Origin of the sequence: Micromonospora sp. NPDC048894 (assembly GCF_040649765.1) — a bacterium.
Lineage (GTDB): Bacteria > Actinomycetota > Actinomycetes > Mycobacteriales > Micromonosporaceae > Micromonospora > Micromonospora antibiotica.
Genome location: NZ_JBEZFY010000002.1, coordinates 225,081 through 237,835, shown reverse-complemented (window position 1 = coordinate 237,835; position 12,755 = coordinate 225,081). Strand labels below are relative to the sequence as shown.

The following is a 12,755-nucleotide window of genomic DNA, read 5'->3' as shown; positions in this document are numbered from 1 at the left end:
CCGATTCCCTTCCCGGGAAATGAATCAAGGGCGCCCGGAGCGTATGACCTGCGCTTTCGGGTGGTCAAGATTCACAACCGGGCGGCGGTACGCGATCTGCCAATTGCGGCACGGCCGGCGCGACCCGGACGATCGGCGATCCACACTGGATCAGCCCTGGGCCGGCCGGCGGGCGGGCGTGGTGATCCCGGCGGGGGGACCGGCTGCCGGGCCCGTCGACACCGCGACGGTGTCGACGGGCCCGGTGGGTCAGCGCACCCGGACGAACACCGGGTTGGAGTAGAACCACAGGTCGCTCCACGGGCTCTCCAGCCCGTCGGCGAGCGGCTCGGCCTCGTCGGTGCTGGTGCCGCGTACCCGCAGGTAGCTGTCGGTCCCGACGTCGCGCAGGGTGTGCCGGATGACGTACTGCGCGCCCTGCTGCTGCCAGTCGCGCGGGCCGAACCGGGCCACCACGGCGGTGGTGGGGTTGGTGTCGGCGTCCCGGTCGACGCTCGGTCCGGTGACCTGTCCGACGATCAGGTCCACCCGCCGGACCTGCGGGCGGTCCCCGTTGCCGTTCGTCCCGGCCGGCGGCCGGAACCGGATCACGACGTCCACGTCGGTACGGTTGCGCCGGCTGACGGTGATGGTCTCGCCCGTTGCGGCCGAGTGCCCCTGGCTGCTGGCGGTGACGTCGAGCCGGTTGATCAGGTCGCCGGTGGTGACGAAGATCCGCCCGTGCCGCAGGCCGTCCATGATGTCGTGGTACTCCTGCCGGGCCAGCACGTAGGTCTTGCTGTACTCACCCGGCCAGAAGTCGGTGCCGCCCCGGGTCCAGTGCACGTGCGAGTCGGAGGTCGCGGTGATCCACCAGTGCCGCCCCTCCCCGAGCAGCGCGTCCCACAGCCCACCGACCCGGGCGGTCGCCTGGTCGTAGCCGCCGTAGGTGGGGTGGTTGCCGTAGCCGCCGCGCGCGCTGCCGTTGAGCGGGCCCGCCTGGTGGCCCGGGGCGCCCTCGAAGCCGACGTACACGTCCGGGGCCGCGTCGTTGCCGTTGCGGAACTCGTGCGGCAGGTCCTGGCCGTAGACCCCGAGCCCGGTCGCCGAACGGGAGGTGTGGTGGGCGATCACCAGTGGCTTGTGCGGCATGTTCCGCGCCACCTTGAGGAACTCCACCATCTTGGCCTCGGTGTCCCGGCCCGGGTCGGCCGGGAACGGGTCCCGCTTGGCGAACCGGCTCTCCAGCTCGAAGAGCTGCTTCGCCTCGTCGGCGTGCCGCGGGATCATCAGGGTGTGGTGGTCCATCGCCGGGGCGTCGAACTCCATCCCCCAGAACTGCAACACCTCGGGCACCAGGCGGCGCGACCGCAGCAGATCGGGGTACGCCTGCTCCAGGTTCACCTTGGAGTGTGTCGGTCCGCCGTGGTCGGTGCACATCGCCCAGGTCAGCCCGAAGTTCTTCGCCATGATCGCGTTGGTGACGATCGGGTAGACCGCGTCGGCGCCCTTGCGGAACGTCGGCGGGTTCGTCGAGGTGTCGAAGTCCCCGCTGTACTCGGAGTGGATGTGGTGGTCGCCGGCCCGCCAGACCCGGTTGTCGGGCCGGCCCGGGTCGGCCTGCGCCTGATCCTGCCGGTCCGGGTCGGCGTGGGCCGCCTCGACCCCCACGAACGGGCCGGCGGCGGCGAGCGTCGCGCCGACGCCCGCGTACTTCACCAGTTGGCGGCGCGACAGCTGACCGCCTGTGGCGTCCTCGGATTCCCTGTGCTGCACTGCGGAGCCTTCCGCTCGATCCGGTGGTAACCGTGTCGATCACGAAGCCTGAGAGAGGGCGGTGAACGGCCGTTGCACGGCGGTCGGGGGCGGCGTGAACGCCGCCCGGCCAGCCGAGGGCCGGGCGGCCGGTCCGCGCCCGAAGGTGGGCGTCCCGTCGCGTAGCGCGATGGGGGCATCCGATCACCGTCCGACCTGCGGCGACGTACCGACGGATCGGCAGCGACCGCGAGGGTCTCGGGTGGGCGTCGGCCGGCCCGTGGGTGCCGGGGCCGTTCGCCGTGGGATCACCAACCCCGCCGGCTGTACAAAGATCGACCGACGCGCGACGGCATCGCTCCGAGCGTCGAGCTGGTAGCCGTCGAGCCAGATCCAGCCGTCGTACGTGGGCCAGTCGAGCACCCGGATCACCCGGAACATGATCGGTTTGATGAACTGCACGCTGGCCGCCCGGGTCACCTGGAGCAGGTCACCGGAGCGGGGTGTGGTCACCGGGCCCACCCGATGAACCGCCGATACCACACGCCCGCCTGCACCCAGGTCAGATCCTCGGCAGCCCAGGTGAGATACGACGCCAGGTAGATCGTGAGGGAGACCGGAGCGCCGTCGAACTCCGCCCGCAGCTCCTGCCGTCGAGTGGCGCAGGGCCACGGGAGCGAGCAGCCCGCGCAACTCCAGATGGGCGGCACCGGGCTGTGGGCGGTCATCGTTCCTCCCTCGGCCAGTGGCCCCGATTGATCGGCACGCGGTGCCGGACCTGACAGGGCAGGTCGTTGCCGCAGCGGCAGACGATCTGCCTGCGGTCGGCGGACCACACCGGCCGATGCCTGCGCCGCAGTGTCAGCGCCACGGCGGTCAGGTACTCGACGTAGGTGACGCGTCCGCCCATCTGCCCCTCCTCATATGTGAGGGGCGTGGTAGCCGGGCCACGCACGGTCATCCGACCACCACACCCAGCGCCATCGTTCACCGCCGAGGATAGGAAATGCAATATTACATCTTGGATGAAACGCTAGAGATGGTTTCAGCTTGATAGGTTCTATTGCTAAGCGTGATGAGCAGGTGTTACATGCCGAGTGCAGATGTCGCCCGGTATGTAGTCAGGGAGGGGAGTGGTCAGTGACGATGGACACCGGCTCGACGGTCCCGAGGCGGCAGCTCGGGCGGTATCTTCGGCAACTCCGCGAGGAAGCTCGCATGACGGTGAAGGCGTCAGCCGATGCGCTGGAGTGGTCGACGCCGAAGATCTGGCGCATCGAGACCGGTGCAACGTCGATGCGGTCGCTCGACGTGGAGGCGATGTGCAAGGTCTACGGAGCGTCACCGCAGATCACCGAGGCGTTGATGGGCCTCGCCAAGGAGACGAAGGGACGCGGCTGGTGGCACTCCTACGGTGACGCCATCCCCGAGTGGTTCGAGTTGTACGTGGGACTGGAAGCCGCAGCCGCACGGCTCCGCAGCTACGAAACGCAGCTCGTTCCCGGCCTCTTGCAGACCGAGGCGTATGCGACCCGCGTCTTCGAGGTGGCCCGCCCGGATATGACCCGTGCGGAGATCGAGCGCGGTGTTGCAGTACGCCTCGGAAGGCAGGCGCTGTTGACCCGGACCACACCGCGCGCTCCGCAATTCGACGTCCTGCTCGACGAGGCTGTTCTGCGGCGAGGGGTGGACGCGGAACAGCTACAGCACCTGATCACGGTGAGCAGACAACCAAACATCGCCCTCCGGGTGATCCCGTTCACTGCGGGCCTGCATCGAGGCAACATGACCAGCGGCACGTTCACGGTTCTCGACTTCGCAAAGGGAGCTGAGCCGTCGATCGTCTACTCCGACAGCCTCACGGGTGCGCTCTACCTCGACAAGCCTGGTGAGGTCGCCGTGTACGGAGAGGCGTGGGCCATCATGGAGAAGCCGGCGCTGACCGAGGCGCAATCCCGCAAGCTGATGGCATCGATCGCAGAGGAACAGACATGACCCCGCTCACCTGGAAAAAGTCCACGCGTAGCAACGGAGGTGGAAACTGCGTCGAGGTGGCTACCCCGCCCCAGGTCGTTCTGGTCCGGGACAGCAAGGACCGGCAGGGGTCGGCGCTGACGTTCGGCGCGGATCAGTGGGGCGGCTTCATCGAGGGCGTCAAGACCGGCAGGTTCGACGCCTGAGCGATGGCCCCGGGTGTGGTCGTCGCCCGTACCCGGGGCCATCGCCTGCCGACCGCCGTGCGTCCCGGTCGCTCCCCGCCGCGCGGCGGCGACCACCGCGCCGCCGAATGTGCATACAGGTCGGAGATCGCCGATAGAGTAGCCAATCCGACAGTCTGCGGCAAAGTTCGCCATATAGGGTCTGAGCAGGGAAAACGCATCCAAGCGTCTCCCTTTGGGGTGGTCCGGGCCGCCGCCCCTGCCGAGCAACTCGCTCGCCTCCTACCCGAAAGGTTCTCCCATGCGCCATCTCCTCCATCGAGGGCTGCTGACCGGAGTGGCCGTCGTCGTCGGACTGTCGGCCATCCCGGCCCCGGCCGCCGCCGTGCCGGCCGGCCCGTCGTCAGGTGCTGCATCCGCCGGCCGTCCGTCGCTGGCCGCCGGCACCTGCTCGATCCTGTGGGACCTGCTCAACCTGGGTGGCCGCAACGGCCTCGTCGGGGTCGGCCTGACCGGGGACCAGCAACTCGTCAAGTTTGCGGCCAACCGGCCGAACCTGACCTGCACCATCGGCACGGTCGATCTACCCGGTGCCGAGACCCTGGTCGGCATCGACTACCGGGTCCAGGACGGCCGGCTCTACGGCGTCGGCGACGCCGGCGGCATCTACACCCTGTCCACCCGCGACGCCACCGCGACGCAGGTCAGCCAGTTGACCGTCGCCCTCAGCGGAACGTACTTCGGCGTCGACTTCAACCCGGCCGCCGACCGGCTGCGGATCATCAGCGACACGGGCCAGAACCTGCGGCACAACGTCAACTTCGGCGGGACCACCCTCGTCGACGGAACGCTCACCTTCCCGCCCGCAGTCGGCACCGCCCTCGGGGTGACCGGTGCGGCCTACACCAACAACGACCTCAACCCGAACACCGCCACCACCCTGTTCGACATCGACACCACCGGTGACCAGGTCGCCGTCCAGTCCCCGGCCAACTCCGGCCAGCTCGCCGCCACCGGCAAACTCGGAGTCGACGCCGATCAGCGGGCCGGCTTCGACATCTACAGCACGATCCGCGGCGGCCGGGCCGTCGGCAACACCGGCTACGCCGTGCTCAACGGCACCGGCCCCAGCCGGCTGTACGCGATCGACCCGCTCACCGGCGAGGCCAGCACCACGGGCGCATTCGCCCAGGTGGTCGTAGACCTCGCCCTGCAACTCAAGCAGCCGTAACCACCCGCCCCGGCGGGCACCCGCACAGCGGACGGCGACGGCGGTGAGCCTCCGGCGTCGCCGTCCGCCCGGATCGGCCATGCGCTGCCGTGTCCCGTCCCACACCCGGCAGCGCATGGCAGGCCGTCACAACCGGACCAGCACCACCCCGCCGGTACGGTAGCCCACGGCGACCCGGTCACCCGCCGCCGAGCAGTGCCGCGACCGCCTCGACGGTGTCCGGATGTGCGGCCATCAGCGCCGACCCCGGCGACCCGGCCGGCGTCGCCTGCGGCTCCGACCATCCGCCGTCGCAGCCGAGCAGCCCGGCGACCGCGTCCACCGCCGCCGGATGTGCGCCGAGCAGGGTGTGCACCTGCCCCACCGGTCCGGCCCGCACCGCCGTCGGCGCGGGCGTCGGGGCCGGGGCCAGCCACGGCGGCACCCAGGCGTCCAGCGCGGGCAGCGTCCCCGGGAAGGTACTCGCCGCTTCCCGGACCAGCATCGGCACCAGCTCCGGCCCGTGCTGGCGCAGGGTGGTGATCAGGGTGGGCAGCCAGGGCAGGAGCACCGGGTCGGGCAACCGGGCGAACGCGGTGGACATCGTCTCCACCACGAACGGCGCGAGCCCCGGCACCGGTTCCAGCGCGTGCACGAAACCGGAGAGGTACTGCGGGAAGGCCGGCACCACCAGCGGGTTGGCCAGCAACTCGGCGCAGCGGCCCCGCAACTCGGCCAGCGGCAGCAGACCGAGCTGGTGGCGGGCCGCCCAGAGCAGGGCGACCTTGGCCGGGCTCTGCGGGTGTGACTGGGCCACCGCGAGTTCGAGCTGGGACCGGTCGCAGCCCAGGGACAGCGCCAGGCTCTCCATGCTGAACAGGAAGCCCAACATCGCCCCAACCTGCCGGACCCCGGTCTCCTCTTCGACGAACGCGGTGGGCAGCAGGGTGCAGTAGTGCGCGTAACCAGTCGTCACGAACGCCGCGCACCAGGCCGGCAGGGTCGGCGCGGTGGCCCGGTGGTGGGCCAACAACCGGCGGATCCGCCGCAGCACCTCCGGGGCGTCGTCCACGGTGCGTTCGGTGGCCAGCAGCTCCACCGCCCGGGTGCCCAGCTCGTCGACCAACCGGGGGCTGTTCAGCAACCGGATGGCGTCCTCCACGGCGGCGAGGGCACCGGCGGCGGTCGCGTCGGTGCCCCGGACCGCCCGGCGCAGCCGCTGCTCCAGCACCTGCTCGACGGTCACCCCCTCGTAGCCCAGCTCGATCAGCGCCCGCTGATGGCGGCCCAGCGCCAGGTCCCAGCTCTCCTGGATCGACCGGTGTCCCAACCGGCGCTCACCCATGATCGGGCGGACGGCGTCGGTGGGGAGCAGGTGCCGCAGCATCCACAGCAGATCCGAGCAGCCGGCCAGGGCGGGGGTGGCGTGCAGGTCCAGCAGGGCCCGCTGAATGGTGCGTTTTTCCAGGTCCAGGCCGAGTGGCTGGAGCCGGTCGAGCACGTCGCGGGCCAGCGGCGGCAGGGCGTCGTAGCCGACCTGCCCGATCCGGTCCCCGCCGAGCAGGATCTCGCAGAGCCGCCGGACGTCCCGCCGGCCCGGCACCACGTCCTTCTCGATGCAGGTCACCGCCGCGTCGGCGAAGTCGTACGGGGTGGGTCGGGCCCGGTTACGCAACCCGGCCAGCAGGATCGAGGTCTCGAACACCGCGATCGCGTCGGCGGTGCTGGCCAGGTAGCCGTTGCGGCGGGCCAGCCGGACGATGTCGACGCACCAGCCGCGCAGCTCCGCCTCGTCGAGCCCGTCCAGGGGCGGCGGCGCGGCGAGGAACCCGGTGAGCCGGTCGGCGACCGGCCCGGCCGGCGTGGTCACCGCCGCGACAGCCTTGCGCCGGCCCCGGGTCTTCCCACCCCGTTGGCCGTCGAGCCGGTACGGGGTCAGGCCCGAGCCGCTCACCGCCTTGGTCCAGGTGGCGGCGGCGATCGACACCGAGCCCGGTGCCAGGCCGAACTGCGCCTCGATGGCCGAGTGGCTCGACGGGATCAGCCCGTACCGCCAGCGGGTGCCGGTCCGGGGGCTGATCTCGAAGTCCGGGGCGGGGGAGTCCATGCCGAACTGAGCGACCCGGCTGGCGGCGTGGAACGCCCCGCACACGTAGAGGCAGTCCGCCGGGTCGACCCCGGACGCGGCGAGGTGCTCCCGCATCCGGGTCCACATGTAGCGCTCCCGGTCCTCGTCGCGCTCGGTACGGTCCGACCCGGCCGGACGCAACCGGCGGAACAGGCTGCCGATCAACACCATCACCTGTCGGTAGGTGTCGTGGTCGGCGTCGGCGAGGGGACGCTCGACGTACTGGTCCCACCACTCCGACCAATGCCGCACCTTGCCGTGGTGCAGCAGGTACGCCTCCAGCTCGGCGAACCGGGGCCGCAGGTCGCCGATCTCCACGCCGACCGCGTCGCCGTGCAGGGCCGCCTGTTCCCCGGCCTCGCCGCCGGCCGCCTCCGGTGCGGTGTCGGCCGGCGCGTCGGTGGCCGCCGGGGCGTCGCCGCGCGGTGACCACTGGAAGACGTGGTCGGTGGAGCGGTCCACCAGCACCAGTTCCACCCCGGGTGTCTCCAACGCGTACGCGATCGCCTGGTACTCGGCGGACGCCTCGGTGACCGGGGCGACGACGCTCAGCGGCCCCCACTCGGCGGGGAAGCCGTCCAGCTCGGAGGCGAACGCCTGCACCGCCACCGGCAGCCGACAGTTGCGCAGCTCGCCCAGGAGCGGCTGGAGATCCTCGCACAGCTCCAGGTAGATCACCTTGGGCTGCTTGTGCCGTAGCCGACGTACCATCGCCAGCGCCGAGGCCGGCGAGTGGTGACAGACCGGGAAGATCTCCAACCGCTCGCCCAGCGCCCGGTCGACGTCGTCGACGATGCCGGCGAGGATGCCGGCCAGCGCGTCGGCGGAGCCGGCGAACGTGGCCGCCGCATCGGTGAGCTGCTCCCGCAACGCCCCGAACGGCCCGGCGGTCACCCCGCCGGTGCCGGCGACGGCGGTCGCGGGCGGCGTGGCGGTGCCGGCGTCGGCGGTGGTCACGACAGCGAGGCGATCGCCTGGCGACCGCCGTCGAGGAAGCCGGCCCAGCCCTCGCCGTCCTTCTTGGCCCGGGGCTCCACCACACCGTGCAGGTACTTGTTGAGGATCGCCAGGTCCTCCGGGCTGCGTCGGGCCAACGACCCCACCAGCGAGGAGGCCAGCGTCTCCACCCGCAGGGACCGGTCGCCGAAGAACTGGCTGTGCAGGATGGCGTCCTCCAGCACGCCGATCTGCTCGGCGGTGGACAGCGCCGACTCCAGCTTCTCGTCGTCGCTGGTCGCCGCAGCGGCGGCGGCCCGCAGGTCGGCGAAGCTCTGCAACAGGATGTCCAGCAGGGTGGGCGGCACGTCCAGTTCGATGCGGTGCCGGCGCAGCAGCTCCTCGGTGCGGAACCGGACGATCTCCGCCTCGCTGCGCTTGTTGGTGACCACCGGGATGCGGACGAAGTTGAACCGGCGCTTCAACGCCGACGACAGGTCGTTGACGCCCCGGTCCCGGCTGTTCGCGGTGGCGATGATCGAGAAACCGGGCTGGGCGAAGACGATGTTGTCGTCGTTCAGCTCGGGGATGGAGACGTACTTCTCCGACAGGATGGAGATCAACGCGTCCTGCACGTCGCTGGTGGAGCGGGTCAGCTCCTCGAAGCGGCCCACCACGCCCTGCTCCATCGCCGTCATGATCGGCGACGGGATCATCGACTCCCGGGACTGCCCCTTGGCGATGACCATCGAGACGTTCCACGAGTACTTGATGTGATCCTCGGTGGTGCCGGCGGTGCCCTGCACCACCAGCGTCGAGTTGCGGCAGATCGCGGCGGACAGCAGCTCGGCAAGCCAGCTCTTGCCGGTGCCGGGGTCGCCGATGAGCAGCAGGCCCCGGTCCGACGCCAGGGTCACGATGCTGCGTTCGACGAAGCTGCGGTCACCGAACCACTTCTGCGGGATCTCCCGCTCCAGACCGTCGGCCCGTTCCGAGCCGAGGACGAACAGCCGCACCATGCGCGGGCTCAACCGCCACGAGAACGGCTTCGGGCCGGTGTCGACCGACTCCAGGTAGTCGAGTTCGTCGGCGTACTTGACCTCGGCGGGGGCACGCAACATCTCGGACATGAGGGGTGATTCTCCTAGGTGAGGAAGCTCTTGAGCTCGAAGACGAGTTTGCGGATGTGACCGGAGAGCACCGGGGTGCCCAGGTCCTTGAGGCGCTGCCGGAACCACGGGTTGACGCTCTGCTGGCCGGAGCTGCTGACCGAGCCGACCGGGATGAACCGCACCCCGGAGCGGTGCACCGCCTCGATGCCGTCGAACAGCGGCTGGGAGCGGTTGAACTCGTAGAAGTCCGAGATCCACACCATGACCGTGTTGCGCGGCTCGACGATCTTCGGACGGGCCATCGCCATCGCCACCGGCCCGTCGTTGCCACCGCCGAGCTTGGTGCGCAGCAGCACCTCGAACGGGTCGTGCACCCACGGGGTCAGGTCCAGCGCCCGGGTGTCGTACGCGATCAGGTGCACGTCCACCTTGGGCAGCCCGGCGAAGATCGAGGCGAGGATGGTGCAGTTGACCATCGAATCGACCATCGACCCGGACTGGTCCACCACCACGATCAGCCGCGACGGGGTGGTCTTGCGGGCGGTCTGCCGGTAATAGAGCCGGTCGACGTAGAGGCGCTCGTCCTCCGGGCTCCAGTTGGTGAGGTTCTGCCAGATGGTGCGGTCGAGGTCGAGGTTGCGGTAGACCCGCTTCGGCGGCACCGACCGGTCGATGGTGCCGACGCTGGTCTGTTCGACCTGGGTACGTAGCACCTCGGCGACCTCGTCGACGTACCGCCGGATCAGCGACTTGGCGTTGGCCAGCGCCACCCCGGACAGGTTGGACTTGTCCCGCAGCAGTTGCTCGATCAGCGACATGCTGGGGGTGAGCTGGGCGGCCAGCTTCGGGTCGGCCAGCACCTCCCGCAGGTGCATCCGGCGGACCAGGTCGCCCTCCAGCCCGGCGAGGGTGCCGCCCAGCCCGGTGCCGCCCTGCCGACGCAGCTCACCCGGGGGGCAGCCGAGCGCCTGCTCGAACCAACCGGCGTCGGCCTGCCAGCGGGCCAACTGGCCGGCGCTGACCGGCCCGGACCCGGTGCCGAAGACGTTGAGCAGCAGCTTCGACACCAGCGCGGCCCGGCGTACCTCGGCCGTGCCGGGCCGGTGTGCGCCGAGGTCGCCGGCCGCCGGGTGACCGCCGTCGGTCGTGGCGTCCCCCTCGGCGGTGACACCGGCTGCCGCCGTCGCCCCGTCAGGCTCCGTCGCCCCGTCGGCCGGCGGGCCCTCGCCGTCGCCACCGGTGGCACGGCCGTCGGCGTCGTCGGCGCCCGCGGCGGGCTCGGCAACGAGCAGGCCGCGCAGTTCGTCGGCGAGCACGGGGAAGCGCTGCAGGACGGTGTCCACCGAGACTGTCGGGTCCAGCAGCGCGGCGGGCAGGCCGAGGTCGTCGACCACGGCCACGCTCGCCGACTCCAGCGTGGGCTGCTCGTCGGGGTCGAAGAGCCGACCCAGCAGCCGCCAGTAGAGCACCTGCCGACGGTTGGCGGCGGCGAGGTCGCCCGGCTGCACGGCGTCACCCGCCGGTACGGTGTCGCTCATCGCTGTGGGCTCGCTCATCGGCGCAGCAACCGTCCCGCGCGTTCGCGCAGTACGGCCACGGCGTCGCCCGCCCGGGACTCGGCCTTGGCCACCTTGGGATCGGTCACCCCGTCGGCCCAGTCACCGTTGTGCGCCTCGACCGGCCGGCGTTTGACGGTGGCCTGCACCGCCAGCGGCTGTAGCAGCCACCGGCCGTCGTCCCAGCGGATCAGGCCCAGGCAGGTCGACGACGCGGCGACCAGTGCGGGAGTGAGTGGCCCGCCGGCCGGCAGCCGGTCGAGGGCGACCGCGAGGCGGTGCCCGTCGAGGTCGATCGCTGCTGCGTCGTCGTGCACGGTGTAGCCCTCCAGCAGCACCGGTTCGGCGATCGCCACCGGGTGCCGGTCCAGCGGCGGGAGCGCCGTCGCCGTCGCCGTGCCCAGCAGGACCCGGGCGGTGGCGAACGGGTCGGCGGGCTCGCCCACCTGCGCCTGCCCGTCGACCCAGTGCAGGTCGCCGTCCTGCGCCGGCAGGTCGGTGACGGTCAGCGCCCGGCGCTGCGCGATCGCGGTGAGCAGCACCGGGTACGCCGACAGCAGCCGCCACACCGCCGGCCCACCGATCGTGGCGACCTTGGCCGCGCCCACCGTCACCCGGACCAGCCGGGGCGGCGTGTCGTCGGCCGGTTCGAGGATCGCGTGCAGTTGCACCTGGACGGCGGTCTCGTGCTCGTGGACGTCGACCCCGAACGGCAGCAGCCGACCGGTGACCCGTTCGATGGCGGTCACCGGGGCGGGCCCGTCCTGGGCGAGCAGCACGGCCCGGGACCACAGGTCCGCCCAGCGGCGTACCGGCACCTGCGCCATGGTCGCCACCGGCAGCCCGGCCCGCAGCTCGGCGGCGAACCCGTCGAGCAGCACCGCCAGCCGGCGCGACTGCGGTTCGGCCAGCGCCGCCTCGACAGGCGTGCCGACGGCGGAGAGCACCTCGTGGTCGATGCCCCGCCAGCCGGCCAGGGCGGTCTCGTGCAGCCAGGACCGGGCTGCGGCGCGGGCGGGGGAGGGGTCACCCGCTGCGCCGGTCGGGGTCCACGGGGCCCGGTGCCGCCCGAGGGCGGTGTCGAGCTGGTCGAGCAGGGCGTCGTGGGCCGCGCCGAGCAGGGCCGACCGCGCCCCGGCCAGCGCGGCCAGGTGTTCCTGCCCGACCGACCCGGCGGTCACCTTGCCGACCGCCTCGGCCACCCGTTCGCCCAGCGGGGTGCCCGCCACCGCGTCGGCCAGGGCGGTCAACGCGGCGGCGTCCTGCTCGCCGACCCGGGCGAAGCCCCGCAGCAGGGCGTCGTCGAATCCGGCGACCACGTCGTCGGCGTCGGTCAGCCCGGTGGGGGTGCCGTCGCGCAGCTGCGCCAGTTGCGTGCCGAGCATCAGCGACCCGCCCCGGTGGACGGGAACCAGTGCAGCTCGGGCAGCACGGTCGTGCTGGCCGGGAGCTCCAGGTAGGCCAGGTGGCGCAGGAAGCGGCTGAACACCACCGCGGCCGAGGTCGGCTCGTGCCGGGCGTCGAGCCGCGACAGCAGCTCGACGCCGGTCTGCGTGCCCTCACCGGCGTCGACCCGCAGGTAGCGGGCCACCCGGTCGACGCCGTACTGGAGCACGGCCTCGTCGGCGAGGGACTCCAGGTGCTTGCAGGGTGCGCCGCGCAGCCCGCCGCAGGGCCGGTTGTTGTTGGTGCTGCAGTGGTAGGCGTGGCTGCCGGCGGTCACCGAGGAGACGTAGACCCGCTCGATGTCGGACCCGCTGGACACCACTCCCTGCAACCGCCCGTCGGCCAGCTCGACGAAGGGCACCTTGGCCAGCTTGCGGGGCCGGGCCGGCGGCACCACCGCCAGCACGCTCCGCCGCCGCGCGGCCCCGTCAGTGTCCGTCACCGCACGTCCTCCCACCCGCCGCAACACGGCGT

General features: G+C 71.7%; 11 protein-coding genes and 2 pseudogenes. 3 read left to right on the top strand and 10 right to left on the bottom strand.

The window, feature by feature from the left end; all coding sequences use genetic code 11:
* Positions 1–249: 249 nt before the first annotated feature.
* From AB0C22_RS04965 to AB0C22_RS04950, 4 genes are all read right to left on the bottom strand, one after another.
* Positions 250–1,755: a phosphoesterase gene (locus tag AB0C22_RS04965; protein WP_219461822.1), complete on the bottom strand. Its 1,506-nt coding sequence runs from the start codon at positions 1,753–1,755 to the stop codon at positions 250–252.
* Between the two features lie 183 nt (positions 1,756–1,938).
* The gene (locus tag AB0C22_RS04960) at positions 1,939–2,247 is read right to left on the bottom strand and encodes a hypothetical protein (RefSeq protein WP_308290726.1); all 309 of its coding nucleotides are present in this window, start codon (positions 2,245–2,247) and stop codon (positions 1,939–1,941) included.
* Positions 2,244–2,462, bottom strand: coding sequence for a hypothetical protein (locus AB0C22_RS04955; protein WP_219461825.1), 219 nt, complete (start codon positions 2,460–2,462; stop codon positions 2,244–2,246). The genes AB0C22_RS04960 and AB0C22_RS04955 overlap by 4 nt, the downstream gene beginning before the upstream one ends.
* Complete coding sequence (locus AB0C22_RS04950; RefSeq protein ID WP_219461828.1) at positions 2,459–2,644, bottom strand: hypothetical protein; 186 nt, start codon at positions 2,642–2,644, stop codon at positions 2,459–2,461. Before AB0C22_RS04950 ends, AB0C22_RS04955 begins: the two co-directional genes overlap by 4 nt.
* 230 nt (positions 2,645–2,874) lie before the next feature.
* On the opposite strand from AB0C22_RS04950, the gene AB0C22_RS04945 reads away from it, so the two are divergent.
* The 3 genes from AB0C22_RS04945 (at position 2,875) to AB0C22_RS04935 (ending at position 5,124) form a co-directional block, all read left to right on the top strand.
* On the top strand, positions 2,875–3,729 hold the full coding sequence (locus AB0C22_RS04945) for a helix-turn-helix transcriptional regulator (RefSeq protein WP_308290727.1): 855 nt from the start codon (positions 2,875–2,877) through the stop codon (positions 3,727–3,729).
* Positions 3,726–3,914 carry a DUF397 domain-containing protein gene (locus AB0C22_RS04940; RefSeq protein WP_219461830.1) on the top strand — a complete coding sequence of 63 codons (189 nt, stop codon included), beginning with the start codon at positions 3,726–3,728 and terminating at the stop codon, positions 3,912–3,914. Before AB0C22_RS04945 ends, AB0C22_RS04940 begins: the two co-directional genes overlap by 4 nt.
* 280 nt (positions 3,915–4,194) lie before the next feature.
* Positions 4,195–5,124, top strand: coding sequence for a DUF4394 domain-containing protein (locus AB0C22_RS04935; RefSeq protein WP_219461832.1), 930 nt, complete (start codon positions 4,195–4,197; stop codon positions 5,122–5,124).
* A gap of 178 nt (positions 5,125–5,302) precedes the next feature.
* On the opposite strand, the gene AB0C22_RS04930 is transcribed toward AB0C22_RS04935, so the two are convergent.
* The 6 genes and pseudogenes from AB0C22_RS04930 to AB0C22_RS04905 all read right to left on the bottom strand — a co-directional run bounded on the left by AB0C22_RS04930 (position 5,303) and on the right by AB0C22_RS04905 (position 12,687).
* The gene (locus tag AB0C22_RS04930; protein WP_357534025.1) at positions 5,303–8,125 is read right to left on the bottom strand and encodes a hypothetical protein; all 2,823 of its coding nucleotides are present in this window, start codon (positions 8,123–8,125) and stop codon (positions 5,303–5,305) included.
* 59 nt (positions 8,126–8,184) lie between these two features.
* Positions 8,185–9,297 carry an AAA family ATPase gene (locus AB0C22_RS04925; RefSeq protein ID WP_208566036.1) on the bottom strand — a complete coding sequence of 371 codons (1,113 nt, stop codon included), beginning with the start codon at positions 9,295–9,297 and terminating at the stop codon, positions 8,185–8,187.
* A 14-nt stretch (positions 9,298–9,311) separates the two neighbouring features.
* Positions 9,312–10,379, bottom strand: a pseudogene (locus AB0C22_RS04920) (VWA domain-containing protein); the annotation flags it as partial.
* Positions 10,380–10,565: 186 nt separating this feature from the next.
* Positions 10,566–10,817 (bottom strand): annotated as a pseudogene (locus tag AB0C22_RS04915) (VWA containing CoxE family protein); the annotation flags it as partial.
* 14 nt (positions 10,818–10,831) lie between these two features.
* Positions 10,832–12,220, bottom strand: coding sequence for a hypothetical protein (locus AB0C22_RS04910; protein ID WP_357533551.1), 1,389 nt, complete (start codon positions 12,218–12,220; stop codon positions 10,832–10,834).
* Entirely contained in the window at positions 12,220–12,687 is a 468-nt protein-coding gene (locus AB0C22_RS04905) for a hypothetical protein (protein WP_208566460.1), read from the bottom strand. Before AB0C22_RS04905 ends, AB0C22_RS04910 begins: the two co-directional genes overlap by 1 nt.
* Between the last annotated feature and the right edge of the window lie 68 nt (positions 12,688–12,755).